The 20,432-nt window shown below is 30.4% G+C and carries 28 protein-coding genes and 2 pseudogenes; 25 read left to right on the top strand and 5 right to left on the bottom strand.

Annotation, left to right across the window (positions count from 1 at the left end):
• The first annotated feature begins 84 nt into the window (after window positions 1-84).
• From QWZ06_RS03185 to QWZ06_RS03160, 6 genes and pseudogenes are all read left to right on the top strand, one after another.
• Complete coding sequence (locus tag QWZ06_RS03185; RefSeq protein ID WP_290295675.1) at window positions 85-609, top strand: hypothetical protein; 525 nt, start codon at window positions 85-87, stop codon at window positions 607-609.
• Between the two features lie 98 nt (window positions 610-707).
• Complete coding sequence (locus tag QWZ06_RS03180; protein ID WP_290295673.1) at window positions 708-1,367, top strand: hypothetical protein; 660 nt, start codon at window positions 708-710, stop codon at window positions 1,365-1,367.
• 83 nt (window positions 1,368-1,450) lie between these two features.
• Window positions 1,451-1,645, top strand: a pseudogene (groEL, locus tag QWZ06_RS03175) (chaperonin GroEL); the annotation flags it as partial.
• Between the two features lie 138 nt (window positions 1,646-1,783).
• The gene (locus tag QWZ06_RS03170) at window positions 1,784-2,557 is read left to right on the top strand and encodes a hypothetical protein (RefSeq protein WP_290295672.1); all 774 of its coding nucleotides are present in this window, start codon (window positions 1,784-1,786) and stop codon (window positions 2,555-2,557) included.
• Between the two features lie 47 nt (window positions 2,558-2,604).
• A pseudogene (groEL, locus tag QWZ06_RS03165) lies at window positions 2,605-2,781 on the top strand (chaperonin GroEL); the annotation flags it as partial.
• Window positions 2,782-2,994: 213 nt separating this feature from the next.
• Window positions 2,995-3,486 carry a hypothetical protein gene (locus QWZ06_RS03160; RefSeq protein WP_290295671.1) on the top strand — a complete coding sequence of 164 codons (492 nt, stop codon included), beginning with the start codon at window positions 2,995-2,997 and terminating at the stop codon, window positions 3,484-3,486.
• 120 nt (window positions 3,487-3,606) lie between these two features.
• On the opposite strand, the gene QWZ06_RS03155 is transcribed toward QWZ06_RS03160, so the two are convergent.
• The gene (locus QWZ06_RS03155) at window positions 3,607-3,708 is read right to left on the bottom strand and encodes a hypothetical protein (RefSeq protein ID WP_290301286.1); all 102 of its coding nucleotides are present in this window, start codon (window positions 3,706-3,708) and stop codon (window positions 3,607-3,609) included.
• Between the two features lie 171 nt (window positions 3,709-3,879).
• Between QWZ06_RS03155 and QWZ06_RS03150 the strand changes: the two genes are divergently transcribed.
• From QWZ06_RS03150 to QWZ06_RS03130, 5 genes are all read left to right on the top strand, one after another.
• Window positions 3,880-4,584: a hypothetical protein gene (locus QWZ06_RS03150; RefSeq protein WP_290295670.1), complete on the top strand. Its 705-nt coding sequence runs from the start codon at window positions 3,880-3,882 to the stop codon at window positions 4,582-4,584.
• 23 nt (window positions 4,585-4,607) lie between these two features.
• The gene (locus tag QWZ06_RS03145; RefSeq protein WP_290301403.1) at window positions 4,608-4,754 is read left to right on the top strand and encodes a hypothetical protein; all 147 of its coding nucleotides are present in this window, start codon (window positions 4,608-4,610) and stop codon (window positions 4,752-4,754) included.
• A gap of 229 nt (window positions 4,755-4,983) precedes the next feature.
• The gene (locus tag QWZ06_RS03140) at window positions 4,984-5,367 is read left to right on the top strand and encodes a hypothetical protein (RefSeq protein WP_290295669.1); all 384 of its coding nucleotides are present in this window, start codon (window positions 4,984-4,986) and stop codon (window positions 5,365-5,367) included.
• 144 nt (window positions 5,368-5,511) lie between these two features.
• Window positions 5,512-6,276, top strand: a complete 765-nt coding sequence (locus QWZ06_RS03135; RefSeq protein ID WP_290295668.1) for a hypothetical protein — start codon at window positions 5,512-5,514, stop codon at window positions 6,274-6,276.
• Between the two features lie 78 nt (window positions 6,277-6,354).
• On the top strand, window positions 6,355-6,768 hold the full coding sequence (locus QWZ06_RS03130; RefSeq protein WP_290295667.1) for a hypothetical protein: 414 nt from the start codon (window positions 6,355-6,357) through the stop codon (window positions 6,766-6,768).
• A 136-nt stretch (window positions 6,769-6,904) separates the two neighbouring features.
• Here the strand turns inward: QWZ06_RS03130 and QWZ06_RS03125 are convergent, their stop codons facing one another.
• Window positions 6,905-7,129: a helix-turn-helix domain-containing protein gene (locus QWZ06_RS03125; protein ID WP_290295666.1), complete on the bottom strand. Its 225-nt coding sequence runs from the start codon at window positions 7,127-7,129 to the stop codon at window positions 6,905-6,907.
• Window positions 7,130-7,954: 825 nt separating this feature from the next.
• On the opposite strand from QWZ06_RS03125, the gene QWZ06_RS03120 reads away from it, so the two are divergent.
• A complete protein-coding gene (locus QWZ06_RS03120; RefSeq protein ID WP_290295665.1) occupies window positions 7,955-8,479 on the top strand; it encodes a hypothetical protein in 525 nt (174 codons plus the stop codon).
• A gap of 123 nt (window positions 8,480-8,602) precedes the next feature.
• Window positions 8,603-9,244 carry a hypothetical protein gene (locus tag QWZ06_RS03115; RefSeq protein WP_290295664.1) on the top strand — a complete coding sequence of 214 codons (642 nt, stop codon included), beginning with the start codon at window positions 8,603-8,605 and terminating at the stop codon, window positions 9,242-9,244.
• A gap of 50 nt (window positions 9,245-9,294) precedes the next feature.
• On the opposite strand, the gene QWZ06_RS03110 is transcribed toward QWZ06_RS03115, so the two are convergent.
• Both QWZ06_RS03110 and QWZ06_RS03105 read right to left on the bottom strand, forming a co-directional pair.
• A complete protein-coding gene (locus QWZ06_RS03110) occupies window positions 9,295-9,909 on the bottom strand; it encodes a DUF6624 domain-containing protein (protein ID WP_290295663.1) in 615 nt (204 codons plus the stop codon).
• A gap of 142 nt (window positions 9,910-10,051) precedes the next feature.
• Window positions 10,052-10,369, bottom strand: coding sequence for a winged helix-turn-helix transcriptional regulator (locus QWZ06_RS03105; RefSeq protein ID WP_290295662.1), 318 nt, complete (start codon window positions 10,367-10,369; stop codon window positions 10,052-10,054).
• Window positions 10,370-10,454: 85 nt separating this feature from the next.
• Between QWZ06_RS03105 and QWZ06_RS03100 the strand changes: the two genes are divergently transcribed.
• From QWZ06_RS03100 to QWZ06_RS03075, 6 genes are all read left to right on the top strand, one after another.
• Window positions 10,455-10,871 (top strand): dihydrofolate reductase family protein, encoded by a 417-nt coding sequence (locus QWZ06_RS03100; protein ID WP_290295661.1) that lies wholly within the window; start codon window positions 10,455-10,457, stop codon window positions 10,869-10,871.
• 292 nt (window positions 10,872-11,163) lie between these two features.
• Window positions 11,164-12,132 (top strand): Kelch repeat-containing protein, encoded by a 969-nt coding sequence (locus QWZ06_RS03095; protein WP_290295660.1) that lies wholly within the window; start codon window positions 11,164-11,166, stop codon window positions 12,130-12,132.
• On the top strand, window positions 12,117-12,335 hold the full coding sequence (locus tag QWZ06_RS03090) for a T9SS type A sorting domain-containing protein (protein ID WP_290295659.1): 219 nt from the start codon (window positions 12,117-12,119) through the stop codon (window positions 12,333-12,335). Before QWZ06_RS03095 ends, QWZ06_RS03090 begins: the two co-directional genes overlap by 16 nt.
• A gap of 255 nt (window positions 12,336-12,590) precedes the next feature.
• Window positions 12,591-13,490, top strand: a complete 900-nt coding sequence (locus QWZ06_RS03085) for an alpha/beta hydrolase family protein (protein ID WP_290295658.1) — start codon at window positions 12,591-12,593, stop codon at window positions 13,488-13,490.
• Window positions 13,491-13,650: 160 nt separating this feature from the next.
• Window positions 13,651-14,265 (top strand): hypothetical protein, encoded by a 615-nt coding sequence (locus tag QWZ06_RS03080; protein ID WP_290295656.1) that lies wholly within the window; start codon window positions 13,651-13,653, stop codon window positions 14,263-14,265.
• 200 nt (window positions 14,266-14,465) lie between these two features.
• Window positions 14,466-15,176 (top strand): PmeII family type II restriction endonuclease, encoded by a 711-nt coding sequence (locus QWZ06_RS03075; protein ID WP_290295655.1) that lies wholly within the window; start codon window positions 14,466-14,468, stop codon window positions 15,174-15,176.
• A gap of 10 nt (window positions 15,177-15,186) precedes the next feature.
• On the opposite strand, the gene dcm is transcribed toward QWZ06_RS03075, so the two are convergent.
• Complete coding sequence (dcm, locus tag QWZ06_RS03070) at window positions 15,187-16,422, bottom strand: DNA (cytosine-5-)-methyltransferase (RefSeq protein ID WP_290295654.1); 1,236 nt, start codon at window positions 16,420-16,422, stop codon at window positions 15,187-15,189.
• Between the two features lie 192 nt (window positions 16,423-16,614).
• On the opposite strand from dcm, the gene QWZ06_RS28105 reads away from it, so the two are divergent.
• From QWZ06_RS28105 to QWZ06_RS03045, 6 genes are all read left to right on the top strand, one after another.
• The gene (locus QWZ06_RS28105; RefSeq protein ID WP_435384135.1) at window positions 16,615-16,719 is read left to right on the top strand and encodes an HTH-like domain-containing protein; all 105 of its coding nucleotides are present in this window, start codon (window positions 16,615-16,617) and stop codon (window positions 16,717-16,719) included.
• A 275-nt stretch (window positions 16,720-16,994) separates the two neighbouring features.
• Complete coding sequence (locus QWZ06_RS03065) at window positions 16,995-17,279, top strand: hypothetical protein (RefSeq protein ID WP_290295653.1); 285 nt, start codon at window positions 16,995-16,997, stop codon at window positions 17,277-17,279.
• 23 nt (window positions 17,280-17,302) lie between these two features.
• Complete coding sequence (locus QWZ06_RS03060) at window positions 17,303-17,890, top strand: hypothetical protein (protein WP_290295652.1); 588 nt, start codon at window positions 17,303-17,305, stop codon at window positions 17,888-17,890.
• A gap of 96 nt (window positions 17,891-17,986) precedes the next feature.
• On the top strand, window positions 17,987-18,529 hold the full coding sequence (locus tag QWZ06_RS03055) for a hypothetical protein (RefSeq protein WP_290295651.1): 543 nt from the start codon (window positions 17,987-17,989) through the stop codon (window positions 18,527-18,529).
• A gap of 173 nt (window positions 18,530-18,702) precedes the next feature.
• Window positions 18,703-18,975 (top strand): hypothetical protein, encoded by a 273-nt coding sequence (locus QWZ06_RS03050; RefSeq protein ID WP_290295650.1) that lies wholly within the window; start codon window positions 18,703-18,705, stop codon window positions 18,973-18,975.
• 476 nt (window positions 18,976-19,451) lie between these two features.
• The gene (locus QWZ06_RS03045; RefSeq protein ID WP_290295649.1) at window positions 19,452-20,393 is read left to right on the top strand and encodes a DUF4299 family protein; all 942 of its coding nucleotides are present in this window, start codon (window positions 19,452-19,454) and stop codon (window positions 20,391-20,393) included.
• Window positions 20,394-20,432: the final 39 nt, after the last annotated feature.

Genomic DNA, 20,432 nt, shown 5'->3' with positions numbered 1-20,432 from the left:
TTTAATATATAAACCGTTCTGCTTTTGTGGGGCGGTTTTTTTATATTTGATGAATAACTATAACACATGAAAAAATAAGTACAAATGAAAACACTATATAAAATATTAGGACTCGCTGTTATTGATTTTGCGCTGATTTGGATATGGGTTTATCAAATGGATCCAGATCCAAGTGTTTCAATAGGAATTATATTTTTAGTTCCGTTCGTTTTTATTCTTAATCTTATAGTGGCTGGAATTCTGTTTTTTGCGAAAAAGAAAGAGTATTCAAAGGTATTTCTTGTAAACTCAGTCGTTTCTTCAATTATAATGTTTTACTTGTTTGGAAGGGGAATTGACAGATACCAAAACAAAAGATTAGAAGAATGGGTATTTAAAAAAGCCGACACTACATTTTCGTTGATAAGATGGAAAGAGACAAACAAATTTAATATGACTTATAGCTTAAATCCAGGTTCTTCTTGGGGACTCTTAGACGGAATTTGTGTGAACGAAAACGGAAAATGGATTTTAAAGACTGATTCTATAACAATGAAAATTGATAAAGACAATTTAATTGGTCTTAGAAATCTGTTGGACACTATTAAAATGAAAAAAGAAGAAAGATAAAAACGCCTAAGAAAGTAGCAGAACTTTTCAATATCCAATATATTCAATTCTTATTGTTATTTACATAAATACAATTTGTAAATTTATAAAAAACATAGATGATGAGATTATTATTCGCTTTTCTACTGACTATAATTTTAAGTTGTAAAACGAGTGATTCATTTGGTTTAAACAAAATGAATAACAGTGAACGCAATATATTTATTTCTTCAAATTTAAAAACTCAAAAGGGAGTTAATTTGGGGAATTTCATTTTTCATCTACAGGAATCCAAAGTGGACTTAACACCCTTTAACCAACTTTTAATTGATAAATTAAAGGCATCTCAGTATCCGTATGATATTAATATATTGACGAATTTGTTAGTTAATAAAAAAGAAAATAAATCTGAAATTGAATATATACTCAACTCAAAAATTAAAATTTGGGATACAGAAAATTGGTCTGAAAAATTCTGGACATTAATCCAAGAGTATAATTTAAATATTGAAAAACCTAGCTACTATTCTATAGAAAATAATTCCTCAAAAAAATATGATGTCTCAACATTTCTGAAAACAAAAATCGAAACTGACGAACTAGGAAAAAAACCTATGTTAATGATCAATTGGAATATTACAAGCTACGAAGAAGGAAAACTTATTGAAACATTAGATAAATTAGATATTAAACAAATAGATTATACGTCCAAAAATCAGGCAGTAAGTCTATATGGGAAAAGTGGAATTGATGGATTATTAAAAGTTACAACTTACTAATCTCTACTACAGATTAAAGTTTTGACTGTACAAAATATCTCAACTTTATTCAAATAAACAATCGGAAGTTTAAATCCTTCTAATACAATGCTAAAACTGACGAGTATGTTCAAATGCTTGAAGCAGGTATCATTGACCCAACTAAAGTAACAAGAGTTGCCCTTGAAAATGCAGCTTCTGTATCTGGAATGCTTTTAACAACTGAATGTGTTATCACTGAAGTGAAGAGCGCTGAACCAGCTATGCCAATGGGTGGTGGAATGCCAGGAATGATGTAATAGCAAGTCGCTAAGACAAATTTAATATATAAACCGTTCTGCTTTTGTAGGGCGGTTTTTTGTGGTTTACCGTAATAGAATTTTATGATAAAATTTTAAATTAGCTAAATCTATTATAATATTGCCCTCATTATAAAAATGTCAAAAAAAATAAACTCTTTATTCATTCCTCTTAGAGTAAATTTCAGAAAATATGGGTCTGAAATTGCTGAAGATGTTTTTTATAGGTTTCATCCAGCAACATTAAATGTAGGTTCAGAGATTTGTGTCTTTTGTAAGACACAAAAGAAATTAACAAAGGAACATGTTCTCCCCAAATGGCTATTTCAAAATAAAACAAATATTGGATTTGAAATAAAAGTAAATCAGCAATCAATTTCTTATTTAAAAAGCGTTGTCCCAGCATGCAATAATTGCAATAATTCAGTTTTAGCGGAAATTGAAAAAAAAATAATATTTATTTTAGAAAATCTTGAAAAAAATAAATATTATGATAATAATGATTTAGAAAATATTATCCGGTGGCTTGAGATTTTAGAATATAAACTTCAAGTGTTTTCTAATAGGTTAAAATACATAAAATATGCTAATGAACCTTTCTCCGATTTTGGAATACTTCCTGTTTCTTGGATGAATCACTTTTGGGAAATGAATCCTTTTAAAGCATTGAGTAATCTTAAGTTTATTCAACGGAATATTTCTATAAAAAATAAGTCATCAAATCTAAACTCTTTAGTAATTTTTAAAACGAAGGAACCACATTTTGAATTTTTCCACCAATCATCTGAATATATTTTTATTAGTTTTCCAATGTACAATAATGCATTATTCTATTTTTTTAGAAAAAAATTCGAGAATTTTGAAGAGCCACGTGCAGAAGCAATTGAAATTATGAAAAAAATTCTTGACTGATTCTAGGAATTCATATTCTGCAATGTAATAAAACTTCGGAAACTGATGAGTATATTCACATGATTGAAGCAGGAATCATTGACCCAACTAAAGTAACAAGAGTTGTCCTTGAAAACGCAGCTTCTGTATCTGGAATGCTTTTAACAACTGAATGTTTTATCACTGAAGTAAAGAGCCCTGAACCAGCTATGCCAATGGGTGGTGGAATGCAAGGAATGATGTAGCAACATGTCTTTGAGACAATTTAATATATAACCGCTCTGCTTTTTGTAGTGCGTTTTTTTTGTTTGATATTGTTTTTTATAACATTGAATATTGATCTAGAGATTTCTGTATTTTACAGGACAAAATAACAAAGAAACGTATTTTTAAAAGTTGCAAAGTTTCATATATTTGATAATTGGATTTTACTTAAAAAGCAAATCAATAAAAATGTAATGATACTAAAAATAAAAAATTATTTCATTGTTTTTTTCAGAACGATAGTTTCTTTTTTTTCATTCTCCTTGCCATTTATTTTTACCGAAGCAGCATATCAAAATATGGCGTCACAAGGTCATTATCTATGGTTCAGTTACTTTATTTTACTCTTTCTATTTACAATTTTCCTAGTAGTGAAAAAGAATTATTATGAATTGATACTTGCTAATATTCAACGCGAAAATCTAGTCTATCGTAACTTCTTAGTAATAAAAAAAACTATACGCTTAAAGGATATTCTTGGATATAAAAATGGAGTTGATGATGATGGAATTGAATTTATAAGTTTATTCAATGCTCAAAACAAAAAAATGGTAACGCTAAAAGTAAATATTTATTACAATTTACCTGAATTTGTAGAAGCTTTGCATTGTAAACATATTGGGTATGAATTAACCTTTTTACAAAATGTGATTGAGAAGATTAAAAAACTTTTTACGAATACATAAACTTCGTACAAAATTATTCGACATCAAATATGCCCCGCTGCGCAAAGTCTCCTGACTTTGTGACAGTAAAATAAAAATAGTCCCTTTAAAACCAAGCTCTGAAGGCTTCGGAGCTTGGTTCTAATCAATTTTGAAATCCAATAAATCTTTAGGCAATACATTTAAACCTCTTGCCAAATCAATTAATGTAGTAAATGCAAAGTTTCTCTTTCCATTTTCTATATCGCTTACTGTACCTTTAGTAATTTGGAACTATTTAGAACAACATCATCTTGGGTAAGCCCAGATTTAAGTCTTAAATCTTTGACGTGTTCTCCAATTTTTTTTAATATTGCATATTGACGCAATGCGTAAATTTGGATGTTAGCAGAAATTTTAAACCAATAATACGTAATGAAACAAATTTTACAAATTTTAATCTTATTAATTATTTTTTCTTGTAACAAAATTGGAGTTTCTAAAACTGAAGTTGAAGCGGTTGATAAAGTTCTTCAATTTTATGGTGGGCAAGTAAATCGTTCAATAGGATTTAAAATCGCAAATGGAAAAAAAGCAAATTATTTTGAATTGCAAGTAAGTAAAAGTGATTTATTGAATAATGAACAAAAATATCTAACAGAGCAAGCTGGAAATATTGCTTATATATTTTACAACAATTTAAAAGATGAGAAGTCAAATTATAATGAAATACGAGTTAAAATCGATTTAGATAATGGAACTTCTCAAGAATATAATTTTTCCACCACAGAATTGAAAGAAATTGAAGAGTTATATCCTGAAATTGAAAAAACAAATAATTTTATTAGAGATGCTGATTATAAATCTCTTATTAGAGATGCTGATTATAAATCTCTTGCAACTCAAAATGGAGAAATTAGTGTTGGTATTACTGAAAATAAATTAAAAGATATCTTTGATCAACGAAAATCAAAATTTGGAAATATTAAAGAAATTCAAAATCAAGGATTTAGTTTCCATAAATCTGTATATCGTGGAGACTTTATAAATGTAAAAGAAGTAATACTTTTTGACAAAAATGCTGAAGATATGATTTTAAGTTATGATCGTAAAACAAAAAAATTAATTGCAATCCATTAACCATAAAAAAACTTCTGTTAACATTGTATTGGCAAAATGCGGGGTTCAACCAAGTTGAAAGAGTTGCCCTTAAAAATGCAGCTTCTGTTTCTGGAATGTTGTTAATCACTGAAGTGAAAAAAGACGAGCCAGCTATGCCAATGGGTAGTGGAATGCCCGGAATGATGTAGTAGCAAGTCGCTAAGACAAATTTAATATATAAACCGTTCTGCTTTTGTAGAGCGGTTTTTTTGAATTATGGTTTTCCATAAGGAATTGGTATTTTAAATCTTAACTTAGCTAGAAAATTATTATAATAAATCTTATTTCGAAAAGATTAAAAAACAATAGCAAAATTATATTGCATACTATTAATTCAATGTGTAGATTTGAATACCAAAAAACTAATAACAATTACATATGAAAGAAAAAATACTAAACTACTTACGGTCAGCAGCTGAAAATCTAATTTTTATTAAACTAAATTTCAACAAGTTACCTACTGATTTACAAGAAACGGTAAATAAAACTGAAAAAGAAACAATTCCAAAAAGTATTAATACCCTGATTGATTTCTTAAACATGGGAGCTGAAACAAAAATTAACTATGTTTCAAGCTTGGAGGAAGGAATAAATCTAATTATTGATATAGATGTTGACAAGATTTTTGATGAAGTTAGAATAAATACTGATTATAAAATCTATGGAGCTAAAAATATAGAACAGCTTTTAGATTTTCCAATAATCAAAATTAAAGCTGATTCGGAATATCTTTATACAGTAAAAAATCTCATGTATTTATAGATGATTTTTAAGCTTATTGAATTAATAACCCTTGCTACCGCATGGATCCTTTCGTATAGCTTCGCTTTTAAATTATATTATCAAAATGTTTATTTTGGGGTTTGGGCATAATAAGAATATAACGGCAATTATCTATCTAGGATTATGAGTAATGTTTTAAGAGTTTTGTTTTGGAACATCAACAAAAATAGTTTGTTGGACGAAGTTAGGAATTTAGTTGAAATACATAATATTAATTTGTTAGTTATTATAGAATATGGGGAACATGAAGAGTTAATACTTAAAAATTTACAAAGTTATAATACAGATTTTCGATTAATTCAAAATATAATTTTTAACAAAGCTAAAATTTTCACTACATTAAATAACATAGAAATAAATGAAATCTATGGTCATAGCAGATATGGAATTTATAGCTTAAATATTGAAAATTTTGAAAATTTATTAATGGGAATTGTTCATTTTCCCTCAAAAGTAAATTGGGGAAATAGTGAAGATCACAGTGGGTTATGCACTAGTCTTCGCGAAGATGTTGAATTAAAAGAATTTGAAGTAGAGCATCAAAGAACGTTTGTTCTTGGAGATTTTAATATGAATCCATTTGAAAATGGACTTATTAGTGCAAATGGGCTTAATAATACAAACTCCAAAGAAATTGCATATTTAGGACAACGAGATATTCTGAATAAACCTTTCAAGTATTTTTATAATCCAATGTGGAATTTTTTTGGTGAATTTTCAAAAGGAAATACTTGCGGAACACATTATTTTGACACATATAAATATATTAATTTACATTGGAACATTTATGATCAGGTTATAATTCGTCCAGATTTATTAGATGATTTTCACGAATCTCATCTAGAAATTTTGACAGAAATTGATGGCAAATCATTATTAAAAATGTAAATTCTACAACGAGGATAAATAAAAAAATATCAGATCATTTACCTATTAAATTTAATCTTAATCTACAACAAAATAGTAATGGAAAATCTTTGGAATAAAATCTCAATTGAGAAAACAGAACCAACACCAAAAGAAGTTTTATTAAGTCAGTCCACTTTTTTATCAGATATGACAAATGGAGCATTAATTGGTAACGTTAAAACAATCACTGGTAAACCAATCCTAAATCCAGAAGTAGATGAATTTGGAACTGAATGTTTTATCCATACATTTAGAATTAACGTTCCTAATTTAGGATATACTTTTACATTATTAAGATTAATTCATGGAATTATGAAAGTATATCCCTTAAAAATTATTAGCGTTTTAGAAGATGATCATTATATAGCGGCTAATTATGAGGAATTGAATGAAGATCTTAAAATTATTTTAAATAGTAAAGAAGTTATTGAATCAATTACAAGCTTACTATCTCAGTCACAAATAGAGTAAAAAGTTAGCACTATCCCTGTTGCGCAAAGTCTCCTGACTTTATACCAATAAAATCAAGCTAATATAAAAACAAGCTCCGAAGTCTTCGACTTCGGAGCTTGTTTTTATATTATAATTAAGGACAAATCTAGGATTTTTAATCAATTTTAAAATCAAACAATTCCTGAGGATGAACTTCCAAGCCTTTGGCTAGTTCCTGAATTGTTGAAATTCTTAAATCAACTTCTCCTTTTTCAATTTTGCTAATATTACTATGGTCTACATCACATTTCTGAGCTAACTCCCGATAGCTTAATCCCATCTTCTTTCTAAATTTTTCAACTCTTTTACCAAAAGCGATTCGAAATTCAATTCTATCCATTGCAATACCATTATCAGAGCAATTTGGAAAGTTTACAAGAAAAAAATGTAGTTGAATTAGCCTACAATTCGAAAATTGTATTATATTTGTACAATAAGCTACAATAAATGTAGCTTTGCGATACTTCAACGAAATATAGAAGCTATTGCTTAGAGTCTTGTCATAGAAAACTGGTAATTTTTAAAGCAACAAGATGATAAGTATGAAGCTCACGACCTAGGCGTGGGCTCTCTTATCTGTTGCACGGTATACCAGTACCTCTATGACGGATATTGTAGAGTCTCATGCCGTTTTTATTTTCATGCTGTTCTGCTTTTCTACAATCATTTTTTCTAAGCCTGCTTTACCACATAAAGTATCATGATACGGTACAATGGGGTGTACAATCCATTGCGGCTTTCGGGCTTTTAGAAAACACAAATTCTATCCTATTCATTCGGCTTATATAGACAGGAAGTTCAGGACTTCTCCTATACGGCCAGTAAAATCGTAAAATAAAAAACAAAAAATTAAAACCATTAAGAAAAATGAAGAGAATAAGATAAGTTAAGATCCCTCAAAGATGGATGAAGCAGCACGCTAAATACATAGTTTCAGCTATGATCTTAACTATTCTTAATGGCTTAAAAAAGGTAATTACATACAATTTTGCACTAATGCGGTTATCTTATTATTATGACTCTGTCATTCTGAATGTAACGAAGTGAAATGAAGAATCTAAGCCCTATTATGATATTCTTCCTTCGTCAGAATGACAGTAATGTAAAATTGTATATAGCCACTAAAAAAAATTATTAAAAAACATCACCCATAAAATACACACTCATGAAAAAAACCAGAACAGACTTTCAATCCCGACTTGGGAAAGGCCGGAAGAAACATTGTGGCTTACAGCAGATGGAAACATTTTTTCAGCTCAATGATCTGACAGCGACCAAAGAGCTTTTAAACACCATTATGAGCTATGCCCTTAAAAGAAATAGCTGGATAAAAGAAGATCCTTCCGTTATTTATCACTTTCATCAGGCGATACGGTCATTCATCCGTGCAGGCTACTTTTTAATGTTGAAGGAAAAGAAATTGTTTGTCAATACTCAGTTGGAAGGTGTTTCACCATTGGTTCTTGGCTTACTTACAGAGAAAGAATATCAAAATCCACTGCTGGTCTTTAAAAAAGCTTTCAAAGAATACAGCGTTAAGGAATTTGATTATTTTATTTCAGGAATGGTCTATTTCTCACTGGGCATCTATGATAAGCTACCGGAAAGGAATATGATCAACCCCTATATTCACTTGATTAAAATGCTGGATGCAGCGTATCTTATTGTTGAAAGGAAAGGGAAAATATAAAAGTGACTATAAAAGAGTATTTTTTGTTCATATATCCTCTATTTAAAACTGTCCAAATAGATACTCGATAATATTCATTTAATATGTAAATTTGGATACTGGTCATAAAAAAACAAATTAAGAATGAAAATTAATTGCAAAAGATGTAAAAATGAAGTTATTACTATCAACTTTTCTGAAGAACAAAAACTTGATATTTATATTTTGATGCAAAATGATTTAAAAGTATTTACTGAAAAAAAAATAATTGACGAATTCAATTTAGACCAAAATGAAGCAAAAATTATTATTCAACATTTAAACAATAGAAATGGCAAATGTGCAGAATGTGAGTTTGAAAAATTGAATGGAGAATATATTGAATGTCCAAATTGTGGTGCTTTTAATTATAATCTTAATGAACCAGTGTTTAATATAGAATTTTGCAGTCATTTAGAATGGTCTCTGGATTTTAAAAACATTGAAAATGAAAAGATAAAATATTATGCTAAGTCTTTTTGGTGTGATGGTATAAGTCATTTACCGGAAGACTCAAAATCTTTACTTTATCATAATATTGAAAATAACAAGCAAATCATAACAAAAGCCTGGATTGGATATGGTGGCAATGAAATTTATGAAATGAAAATCAAGTTTGGGAAAAGAGCTATAGACAATTATAAAAATAATAAAAGCTTAATTGAATGCATTCCAAGAAATAATGAAAATCCCAATTGGATAAAGTTATTTATGGAAGATAAAAAGATTGAAATTCAATTAAAATAATAACCGTTACCCGTTGCGCAAAGTCGTCTACGTGATTACATATTGTGTTGTTAATTCGGATTGAACTGAATATTAAAATACTTTAAATAATCCTCTATTGGTTCCAATCCCATTTCTTTTCTTCTTTCGTTTACAGTTTCAGGATTTTCTAATGTATACAATTTACCATTTTCTATTTGTGAACCATATATTTGGGGTTTTCCTTCGTCCATTAACATCCTATCTTTCATCAATGCATATTGCTGTTTAGATAAGTCTCCATTTTTTACCGCTTTCTCTATTTGTGGAAAATACTTTTTTCTGATTTCTTTAGTACTATGTTGCAGACCCAACCAGATTGCATCCATGTGTTTTTGATCCACCTCCTTTAATGTCGGCATACCACACTTTTCAATAATGCTAATCACTAATTCCTGATTCCTGTGATCTTCTTTAGCGTATTTGATGAGTTCATTTGATTTTCTAATCCTTTGGTCACTTTCAAAAACTTCGCTCAAGATTTGATTTTTTTTGCTGCAATCTACTTCAATAATATCTACTGAACCTACATAGACAAATTTATCCCTATTCATATAAAGGAATATTGATATCATTAAAACAAGAGCGGTTAATGTGCTAAATAATATTTTTTTTATTTTCATTTCTATTTTTGTGTCATAATCCAAAATAGATTGACCATTTTTGGTTAAAAATTAATTGTAAAAATAGGAAAAAATAGAGCCATCAAAACCAAAAAAAAATGATCTGATATAAACTCAGCTTCTTAATGATATAAAAATCACTTCTCCTTTATTTTCTTTCTATGCTTCAACCCAAATTAATTAAAGCATTAACCACATCTTCGGTTTCTTCGGCATGTGTGGTAAGTGCATACGAAACGGTAACAGGTTTGGTGTTATTAACCGTTCGGGTGATCAGTAAATTCTCTTCCAGTTCCTGCAGCACTTTGGATAAAACTTTTGGACTTATTCCTTGAGCTATTTCCTGCAAATCTTTAAACCGCATGGTTTCGTGATGATACAAATTATGCAGAATACAGAATTTCCATTTGCCACCCAACAATTCAATGGCATCTTTAAGGGCCAATATTTGTTCTTTACTGATGTCATTCTTTTTAGTACTCATACACACAATAGTTACTTTCCAAAAGGTAACGGATAGTAAAGGTAAAGTTTCTTTCAGATAATTTTACATGGTAAAAAAATTAAAAATGAAAGTAACAGTAATTGCCAACATTTCAGCTAATGGTAAAGTATTATTATCCGATCATCCACATCATCAGCTGCCAGCAGAAGCGATGGCGTTTTATTTAGCATTCGCAAAAAAAGTGGGGAACCTTGTCATAGGCTTTAAAACCTTTGAAAATTTTTTAACCTTCCCACAGCAAGTCAAAGATCATTTCAACGGAATAGAAATCGTAATACTCTCTGAAAAACCTTACCCATCAAAAGACTACAAGACAGTTAAAAGTCCTGAAGAAGCTATTGAATATATGTCAGAAAAAGGCTGGCACGAAATGGCAGTTGGTGGTGGAACAGGTGCTTTTAATGCCTTTATCAACAAAGATTTGGTAACGGATATTTATTTTAATATTCATCCACTCATCACAGGAGTTGGCGGTGTTTAGGGAAACAGCAGTGAACTGAACTCAAAATTTAAACATAAAGACTATCAACTTAAAGACGGTTTCACTCAACTGCATCTAAATAAAGAAGACTGAATAACAACGAGTTAAAAAAGCAAATACAGTCTTGGATGTATTCTGGATGAAAAAAATATCCTTGATATGAACCCAAATACCTCATCAAATTTTCCCTATCTTTGGAATACGATTATCATCTTAAAGAGTCTGGTATTAAAAAATAAACCTGAATCACTTAAAGAAAATCAAATAGAACCAAACACTAAAACTCCTACCATTGAAAACAAGATTATTATTCCTTACATTTTTGGGCTCACTACTAACCCACGCACAAACCCTTGATTTTAAAAATCTCGCCAATATGTCTGTAGGCAGAGGTGCTGCAGCCAGTGTAATTGTGGATGATAATATCTATGTGAGCAATGGATATCAGGACAAGGGTGGCAATGCCAATTATATTGAGAAATATAATATTACGGATAACAAATGGAGTGTTCTCAATCCTACTCTGCTTTCCAAAAAGTTTGCTAATTCTGAGACTTACAATAATAAAATTTATATTTTTAACGGTTGGGGAAACAGCCATCTTGAAATTGTAGACCTTGAAACCAATAAAGTAACAAAGGGCGCTGTTAATCGTTCCTATACCGGAAACGCAGGTTCTGCCACCCATAACGGCAAAATATATGTATTTGGCGGCAGCGGACTGAATGGAGTGGCAACTACAGTCTTTTCTAATAGATTCCAGTATTATGATATTGCCTCAGATACATGGCATCCGTTACCTGATATGCCCACAGCCAGAGAAACTAAGGGCAAAATTGTGAATGACAAGCTTTATGTCATTGGTGGTTTTAACGGTACCCCATCTCGCCTGATCAATGTTTACGACCTCAAAACTGATCTTTGGATCAATCAATATACAATGCCTGCTGGTATATCAGGCCACTCATTAGCTGTATCCGGCAATAAGATTTTTATTGCAGGGGGTTATAATAATCAAACTTTTCTGGCTTATTTTGATACTACAACCAATAAATTCCATCAGCTATCATCCAATATGATTCCCAGAAGGCATGCTACAGCGGAAGTATATAACAATAAACTGTACATCATCGGCGGAAGTACAACGTCTCTCACCAGCTCAGCTATTAAAGTATACAAGTGGCAGATATCAGCGAAAGTGTACTCGCTACAAATACAAATAATAATGGGACATTGGAGAAAAAGGTGTATACCAATATAGCCAGAGATGGCTTTGTTATCAGTAATAAAAATAACAGCAATCAATTTGAATACACAATCTACTCAATGGATGGAAAAGAAATCATCAAAGGTTTTGCTTATTATAATAAAAACATAGATTTATCAAAAGTACCAAGAGGAAATTACCTCTTTAGCTATAAAGATGAAAAAGGCCTTTTACAGCAGATTAAAATTTTCAGATAATAATAACTTACAATCATCTGTTAAAAAATACAATGTTAAAAATGAATTTGAATTTTAGCAATGTTAAAATAGGTGAGGCAGTTAGAAAGAACCCCGCTACGCAAAGCCTCCAGACTTTGAGATAATAAAATAATGCCGGGAATGATTTAGTAGCGAATCGCTAAGACAAGTTTAATAGATAAACCGTTCTGCTTTTGTAGGGTGGTTTTTTATTATATTTGATGAGTAACTATGACACATGAAAAATAATCCAAAATGAGAATTAACTTTTTTTCTAACTTTTATATTTGGCTGTTACTAATAGCTTTACCTCAAATAGCATTTTCACAATCTGCCGATTTTACCACTCAGGACGTAAAGTTTGAAAGTCAGGGAATCACTCTTGCGGGCTCAGTTTTAAAGCCTGAAAAACCATTTGCAGCAGTTGTAATTGTTCACGGATCTGATCCGGTAAAAAGAGAAATGGAATTCGCAAAACGCCTTGCTAAAGAAGGCATTGCTGTATTAACATACGACAAACGCGGAGTTGGAGAATCTGGTGGTGTGTACGTAGGCCCATCTGTTGGCACAAATAATATTGACCCTGCTAATCTCAATCTATTGGCTCAGGATGCCAATGCTGCTGTAAAAACATTTCGAAACCTTTTAAAAGATAAAAAAGTATCAATTGGATTAGTGGGCTTCAGTCAGGCAGGATGGATCATCCCAATTGCTGCAAGCAAAAATCCACAAATTGATTTTATGGTTTTATTTAGCGGCCCTACCATTACAACTTTGGAACAGCTTCGATTTCAATTTTACACGAATGGGAACAAACAATTTTGGGAAAATCATACAGAAGCAGATGCTATAGAGCATACCAGAAACGATCCGGACAAATATCAATTTACAGCCACCGACCCAAAAGCCAGTCTGAATACCCTTTCAATTCCCGGGCTTTGGCTTTTTGGTGAAAAAGACATACAGATTCCGGTAAAGTTGTGCATAGAACAATTGGATACCCTTAAAGTTCAAGGTAAGCCTTTCGAATATACTCTCTTTCCTAAACTGGGGCACAATACTTCTTCCAGCAATGATACGGCTCCTGTTGATATTGCTGTACAATGGATGAAGCAGAAAGCTTTGGATATTAAAAACTCTAAGTTCTCAAAATAAAACAGAGTGCCACATCAATGGATGGCCTCACTACCACCCGATTGTATCGTGTAGTTTTAGCTTCTAGATTATAATGTCTAATTTATAATAATATAGCCATACGAAGAGATTTGTATGGTAGCGGAGAACTAGCATTATAGACAAAATTTAATAAAAATTGATGACAAAAAAAATAGCAATCTTGGTAATAATCTGGTTAGTTTTTGTTTTTGCTGACTACTTTTATCTTCCATATTTTGTTCAACCATTTTCTTGGCTTTTAGTCTGTATCGTCTTGCTAGTTCTAGCAGTAAGACAAATAATAAAATTAATTAAAGAAAGGAAGAGCATAAAAACAAACAGAATTATCAATCTTTTAGTAACATTGATTTTATTTGTTCTAACATTTTACAATTTTAACAAAATACCGAGCTCAATTATTGAAAAAATTGACTGGAGTATTTCTTACAATAAGCGCAATCAAATAGTAAAAGAAGTCCTGGCCGAAAAATTGAAACCCAATACAAAAATGAATAATGGTATTTGTGAGCTTTCATTTGACTTCCCAGTTATTTCAAATGGCGGAAATGACATTTGGATTTATCAAAATAAAACAAAAGGCACAAAAACTATCAAATTTTGGATTTCACGTGGCTTTTTCGAATCACCACAAACTTATTTTATATTCACAAATGATAACAAGGCTAAAAAACAATACGAAGAACAAATAAAAGTAAAACCTGAACACAATTGGAAATTAGAAGAAAATTGGTATCGGATCATGGAACGAGATTAAAATCTTTTTAATCAAAACTCTTCTGCTCCTTTCTACTCTTAAGATCTTTGAAGTATGGTTTCCCATAAGGAAATACCATATTTAAATTTTAACTTAGTACAGGAAAGACATCAATAAATTTAATGTGATGTGCCAAAAACTATTTGTAATTATATACATGGATATAAAAATTATTATATTTAAAATATTAATCTAAAAAGATGACAGAAGAAAAAAGACTCGAAATTCTACAAAATGCTAAAGAGTTTTTCAGAAGAGAAATTGTAACAAGTCATATAGAGGGAGCTTCTAAAAGAGCAAGTAAACTATCTGAATATAATATAAATCCTTTTTTATTTAAATATTTAGCCAATTTTTTAACAGGAAATGACAATGCTGAAAGCATAGCAAGAGCATTGGTTTTACCAAGAATTCTGGGTTCTTCAATTAATACTTCATTTGGTATGAGGATTCAAAAGCTAATAGGAGAATTATTCCAAGGACTTGGCTCAACGACCTCAGGTATTGATATAGAGTTTATTGATGCCCTAGATGGAAGAAGAAAATATTGCCAATTAAAAGCAGGCCCCAATACTATTAATCATGATGATATTACAACAGTCTTAAATCATTTTAACGGAGTCCGAAATCTAGCTAGAACTAATAATTTAACTATCGGAATAAATGATATGATTGTTGGCGTTGTTTATGGAGAAGAATCAGAATTAAGCGCTCACTATAAACGAATTTCACAATCTTATCCTGTAATAATTGGTAAAGAGTTTTGGCATAGACTTACAGGAAAAGAGAATTTTTACTTTGATCTTATTGATGCAATAGGTGATGTAGCATTAGAAGTTGATGGCCGTCATATAGTTGAAAATACTATAGAGAAACTTACGTATGAAATACAAGAAAAATATTTTAAGTAAATAGAAATTGTTAATTTCTATTTACTTGGTAATACTTATTTAAAAACTGAATTATTGAATAACCCACTTCACATCCTAAGTTAACAGGAACTGCATTTCCTATTTGTTTATATTGCTGAGCCATTGGCCCTTCAAATTGCCAATCATCAGGAAATGTTTGTATCCTTGCATACTCTCTTACTGTAAATGGACGAGTTTCATCCGGATGGCATCTTTCGGTTTGCTTTTGTGCCGGACTGCATGTTAAAGTTAAACAAGGTTCATCCCAGCCAATACGTCTAGCCATTCCGGTCTTTCCCCCACCTAAATAAAAACTGGCGCCCATAAAATCTTTTTGGATTTCTACTGGTAAATCTCTCCAATATCCTTTAGGAGGAACCAAATCCAAAACAGCTTCTTTACTTGCAGGATATTTTGCTCCATTTGATTTTGGCACATCACAGTCAAATAGCTCTCCTTTTTTTAAGGCTTCTGAAAGATTGTATATTTTTTTATAAGGCGTTGGATATTCATATTGAATTTCAATATCTTTTCTGATTCCCACCAAAATTAATCTTTCTCTTTTTTGAGGAACTTTAAAGTTGATGGCTTTTAATACTTGAATAGGAACTACATTATAGCCAATCTCATTTAAAATAGATTTCATCCCTTCAAGTGTTTTTCCACCATCATGATTCAATAAACCTCTAACATTTTCACCTATACAAATAGGAGGATTCACCTCTTTAACAACTCTGGCAAATTCATAAAACAATGTTCCTCTTGCATCTTCAAAACCTAATCTTTTTCCGGCATAACTAAAAGCTTGGCAAGGAAAACCACCCGTTACAACATCAATTTGATCTTTATACTCGGTAAAATCAAAATTTTTAATATCTCCTTCCAGGACATTCCAATGAGGTCTGTTTTTCCTTAAAGTTTGGCAGGCATACTTATCAATCTCATTTAAGGCAGCACATTTAAGGCCAGCCTTTTCAAGACCTACAGCTAATCCTCCTGCTCCTGCAAAAAGTTCTAACACTTTATATTCATGATTAGGCTCTACAAAGTTTGAAAATGTTTCATTTATTTCATTTTTAAAAAATTCAGCAAACAATATTTCGACGTCCTCTTTTCTATATACTCTATAGTTACTTATGGGTTCACGTACTGCAGAAAGTTTACCTTCTCGATCCCATCTTCTTAAAGTTTCTTTATTTTTACCCAACAATTCTGCTGTTTCAGCTAACGTAAGATACTCACTCATAACCCTATTATAAAACATTATACATTGGTTACAAAATAAATTAAAATATGGATGTAAAACAAGAAAAGTATTCGATTTTTTTTTGTTAATTTAAACAGATAAGAATACTATAATAAAGCTGTAATAGCAATTTAAAATTTAAAAACTTTAATTTATAAAATAGATAACATGGAAATTCAAGAATGAAGTACAATTTTAAAAGATAAATATGAAAATGCACCTGCACAGGAACAGGTTGTAAATATCCATTTATTTGGAATTGAATGTGCAGAAATCATTAAAAAAAATAATTCTTAAAGAAGATCCTTTTCCTTTGTTAGATTTTTATAATACAAGTTGCAATTCAAACAGCAAGTAGAAAATAACCATTTTGAATAAACACATTGTCAAATCAATTGATTTATGATTAAACAAATTTCCTTAATCGCGGCAGTTCTTTTACTCTCCTCCAGCTGTAAAAACAATGATGTAAAATACCATGTCGGCCAGGAATGGCATTACAAAACTCGCCCCACGGAAGAAAATTCAACTCTAAAAATTCTAAAAATTGAAGAATATCCTAAACCGGAAAAGTGATTCACATTTCCATCAGTGGATTGAAGATGAAAAACCCTGCTAGTTCTACAGGTTTTGCAAAAAGTCTCACTCATATTCCTATATCAGAAGAAGCATTAGATAAAAGTGTTACCAGCCTGAAAAATGAAACCGGACAAAAACCAGACTCTCTTGAAATGGACGGATATTCTTTTTGGAAGAAAGAATTTGATAAAGGAGATGCAGGAATATTCACCGTTCCTGTTTCTGAGATTGTTGGAATAATGGAAGAAAATATTGTTTCGGGAAATTATACTCAATAAAAAACTCTCATGCATTTTTATAGATGAAAAACTTTACACTGCTATTATTTTGTATTGCTCTTTTATTTTCCTGTAATAAGAAAAATGACAATAACAAAACTGAAAAGCCCAGACCCGTTCTGATCAAAATCGGATACTATCCCACGTTTCATCTTCCTGCTGAAACCATCTTAAATTTTAATGATAAATATATAATTTTTTACAGTCCGGTTTCCTATAACCCTCCTCCTCCTCCTCCTCCTTCAAAAGAAAATGGAGAAAAATGGAGTATCGAAGAAAAACAAGAGCATCTGGAATACATCAATGAAAGACCAGAACTGCAGCCCTTCAAAATTAAGCTGTCTGACAATGATATTGAAAGAATTCAACGGATATCAGACTCCTTCAAATCAGAAGATCTTAATGATAAAGATCTAAAACCGGCAATGGATGGAATGTCAACCAATATTATTATTTTATATTCCGATGGAAAATTAGTTCAAATCAACCCTATGAACGCTCCAAATGAAAAACAAAGAGCATTATATAGAGAAATTTTAGATCTCCTCCTTGAAAAGAATACGAATAAGAATGATTCTGTTATTTTACAGAAAATAAAAGAATATCACTAATACCTCGCTACCGCATGCTTGTATCGTGTGACAATAGTGAGATTCAGAAATAAAAAAAAATTAATAACCAACTGTTCATAAAACGCTATATTCAAAATGAAATTACACTTTAAACTTTGTTCAATCTTACTTCTTTTTTTAATTTCAGCCTCTTCTTTTGCACAAAAAAAGACTCCATTTCAAATCAATGGAGAATTATTTGAGTTTCCTGGAAAATGGGAATATAAAGATCAACTTAAACATTCCGGCCAATTTTACCTAAGCAATAAAGCCGAAAAAATAATTTTGTCAGTTTCAGTTAGAAAGCCTGAAAAATTTGAATTTTATAAAGAAGGTTTAACAGAAAAAGAATTGCTGAATGCATTTTACAAATGGGAATATGATTATTGGGCGTCCTCAAATGGAGTAAAAGCTGATGTTTCTGAAGTAAAACGAAATGAAGAAAAAAATTATATTATCTGGAAAATTACCCTAAAAGATAAGCCTCAGAATGATCATAAGAACCTTACTTCATATTTATTATATGCGGTTAGAAATAACAAGCTGATTTCATTCAACCTAACCAATAATATCGAAAAAAAGAATCCATTAACAGAAACAGAGTCAATTGAACTTCTTGAACAAATTTATTTGAAATAAAAGATGAAAGGATAGCCCTGATGCTACAAATCTTGCAACTTTGTGTAAATAAATAACTAACCCGAAGTCAGAAGACTTTAGAGAGCGAAGGACGATTTTTAATTCGAAAGTCCTTCAATCGCATGAATATCATCATTCTTTAATACTATCTATAGAACAAAAAAATCATATCAATGAAAAAATTACTCAATAAACTTATCATCATTGAATTTGAAGATAAAGAGTCTGAAAAAGGAATTTTAATTAATTACAGTAAAGATTGGATTTTGCTAAAATCTAATCCTGTCGATTTTATTCTGGATGGATATTCCGCTGTAAAAAATCATAATATCAAAAAAATTACGTCCAACGATGAAACTGAATTTGTAGAAAGAGCAATGAAACTAAAGGGATTTCAGTTGATAAAAAAATATATAAACTACCTCTGCAAAGCTTTGATTCAATAATCGATAGCATCAATAAAAATTTCGGTATTTTTAGTTTGATTAAGAAAAAAGATAACGTCATATATCCTGGAAAATTAAAAAAACTTACTGAAAAAAAAATTGTATGATCTGAATGCAAATTGGACAGGAAACAGAGAGTTTGTGAAAGACAAAGTAAGAAGAATTGAGTTTGATTCTGATTATTTGATTTCTCTAAAATTGTTGGCAGAAAATAAATAACAATTGAATATACCAACCGCCGCTTTTTTATGAGGCGGCTTTTTATTTAAATACGGTAAATATTGAACTCCATATTTTAGCATTTTTATAGCATAAAAATAACTAAATAACACATTTTTCAAAATTATAAAGTTTCATATATTTGAGAATTCCGGGACATTTCATCACAATTCTTATGGATTCTGACAACAGCTGAATTTTTATATTTTTCAACTTTAGTATCCCTGGAAAATAATTAATAAAACGATACCTTAACCATGAGTTATAATTTTCAAATTAATAAAAAGAATAACCTTACTTATAAAGATGTTTTTGATATAGTTGATTTCCAAATTGATGAAATTAAATATCATCCCACTATTGATATTCATCATGATATGAATACCCATTCTACATTCTTTCTTCCTCAATTTTCTACACGTGGGGTAAATTTGAAAGACAAAGAAAATAAGTATTGGGTTGAAATAAATACAGGCTGTTCAGGTGAGGATTATTTTTTAGCATCAAAATTAGCTTTAGCTCTGGCTAAGTTGAATAATTCCGAAATTGAAACAGACAAAGGCAATTATACAATCGAAGATTTCCCCAGCCATTTTAATTTAGAATGGGCTAAGCAAAATAAAACCCTAAGTATTGAGGTTTTGAAAAGCTTAATAGAAAAAAATCCCGATTCATCTATTATTTTAAACGGGTATAACATTCCATTTTATTTTGGAAAAGAAATTTTGAAGGAATATTCTGAAGATAATCCTTCCATCGATATCCTGGCAGATAGAATTATAAATGGAATTAAAAGAAATCAATATTTAGAATCCGAATTTGAAAAAATTGAATTTCCTACAAAAATGGAAATGGAAAATGACGATAAGTCTCTAGAAAATTGGACTTTTTTGCTGATCCAAAGCGGCTTTCGTCAACTCATCAAACCTGCTGATTTTATCATTTTACGCCATGAACAAGATTTTGCTAAAATCCCTTACGAAAAGTTCATCAAAGAAAATTTTAATTTACTGACTAAAATAGATGAAAAACAATTTGTCATAGACATTATAGCTCAAGATGATTACTTGAACTTAATAGCCCAATTTAAACTAGATAGTTCTGATAATTCTCAAAAAGAAGAAAATACAACTGAAGCTAGTAACACATCAAAACCTACTCCCATTAGACCTAAAGATAAGTGGTGGAAATTTTGGTAAAAGTAACAACTGAAAGAAAAGGAAACCATGGATGACAAT

The sequence above is a fragment of the Chryseobacterium tructae genome, assembly GCF_030409875.1.
In the GTDB taxonomy this organism is placed as follows: domain Bacteria; phylum Bacteroidota; class Bacteroidia; order Flavobacteriales; family Weeksellaceae; genus Chryseobacterium; species Chryseobacterium tructae.
The sequence above is the reverse complement of the archived record's forward strand: the minus strand, read 5'-3'. Positions and strand labels throughout refer to the sequence as shown.

What these genes read in the sequence shown, in the direction of transcription:
- QWZ06_RS03080 (WP_290295656.1), top strand. Translation starts at nt 13,651, where the DNA reads ATGACAAAAAAAATAGCAATCTTGGTAATAATCTGGTTAGTTTTTGTT.
- QWZ06_RS03075 (WP_290295655.1), top strand. Translation starts at nt 14,466, where the DNA reads ATGACAGAAGAAAAAAGACTCGAAATTCTACAAAATGCTAAAGAGTTT.
- QWZ06_RS03085 (WP_290295658.1), top strand. Translation starts at nt 12,591, where the DNA reads ATGAGAATTAACTTTTTTTCTAACTTTTATATTTGGCTGTTACTAATA.
- QWZ06_RS03140 (WP_290295669.1), top strand. Translation starts at nt 4,984, where the DNA reads ATGAAAGAAAAAATACTAAACTACTTACGGTCAGCAGCTGAAAATCTA.
- QWZ06_RS03055 (WP_290295651.1), top strand. Translation starts at nt 17,987, where the DNA reads ATGAAATTACACTTTAAACTTTGTTCAATCTTACTTCTTTTTTTAATT.
- QWZ06_RS03060 (WP_290295652.1), top strand. Translation starts at nt 17,303, where the DNA reads ATGAAAAACTTTACACTGCTATTATTTTGTATTGCTCTTTTATTTTCC.
- QWZ06_RS03170 (WP_290295672.1), top strand. Translation starts at nt 1,784, where the DNA reads ATGTCAAAAAAAATAAACTCTTTATTCATTCCTCTTAGAGTAAATTTC.
- QWZ06_RS03125 (WP_290295666.1), bottom strand. Translation starts at nt 7,129, where the DNA reads ATGGATAGAATTGAATTTCGAATCGCTTTTGGTAAAAGAGTTGAAAAA.
- QWZ06_RS03135 (WP_290295668.1), top strand. Translation starts at nt 5,512, where the DNA reads ATGAGTAATGTTTTAAGAGTTTTGTTTTGGAACATCAACAAAAATAGT.
- QWZ06_RS03150 (WP_290295670.1), top strand. Translation starts at nt 3,880, where the DNA reads ATGAAACAAATTTTACAAATTTTAATCTTATTAATTATTTTTTCTTGT.
- QWZ06_RS03180 (WP_290295673.1), top strand. Translation starts at nt 708, where the DNA reads ATGATGAGATTATTATTCGCTTTTCTACTGACTATAATTTTAAGTTGT.
- QWZ06_RS03160 (WP_290295671.1), top strand. Translation starts at nt 2,995, where the DNA reads ATGATACTAAAAATAAAAAATTATTTCATTGTTTTTTTCAGAACGATA.
- QWZ06_RS03115 (WP_290295664.1), top strand. Translation starts at nt 8,603, where the DNA reads ATGAAAATTAATTGCAAAAGATGTAAAAATGAAGTTATTACTATCAAC.
- dcm (WP_290295654.1), bottom strand. Translation starts at nt 16,422, where the DNA reads ATGAGTGAGTATCTTACGTTAGCTGAAACAGCAGAATTGTTGGGTAAA.
- QWZ06_RS03050 (WP_290295650.1), top strand. Translation starts at nt 18,703, where the DNA reads ATGAAAAAATTACTCAATAAACTTATCATCATTGAATTTGAAGATAAA.
- QWZ06_RS03105 (WP_290295662.1), bottom strand. Translation starts at nt 10,369, where the DNA reads ATGAGTACTAAAAAGAATGACATCAGTAAAGAACAAATATTGGCCCTT.
- QWZ06_RS03130 (WP_290295667.1), top strand. Translation starts at nt 6,355, where the DNA reads ATGGAAAATCTTTGGAATAAAATCTCAATTGAGAAAACAGAACCAACA.
- QWZ06_RS03045 (WP_290295649.1), top strand. Translation starts at nt 19,452, where the DNA reads ATGAGTTATAATTTTCAAATTAATAAAAAGAATAACCTTACTTATAAA.
- QWZ06_RS03120 (WP_290295665.1), top strand. Translation starts at nt 7,955, where the DNA reads ATGAAAAAAACCAGAACAGACTTTCAATCCCGACTTGGGAAAGGCCGG.
- QWZ06_RS03100 (WP_290295661.1), top strand. Translation starts at nt 10,455, where the DNA reads ATGAAAGTAACAGTAATTGCCAACATTTCAGCTAATGGTAAAGTATTA.
- QWZ06_RS03185 (WP_290295675.1), top strand. Translation starts at nt 85, where the DNA reads ATGAAAACACTATATAAAATATTAGGACTCGCTGTTATTGATTTTGCG.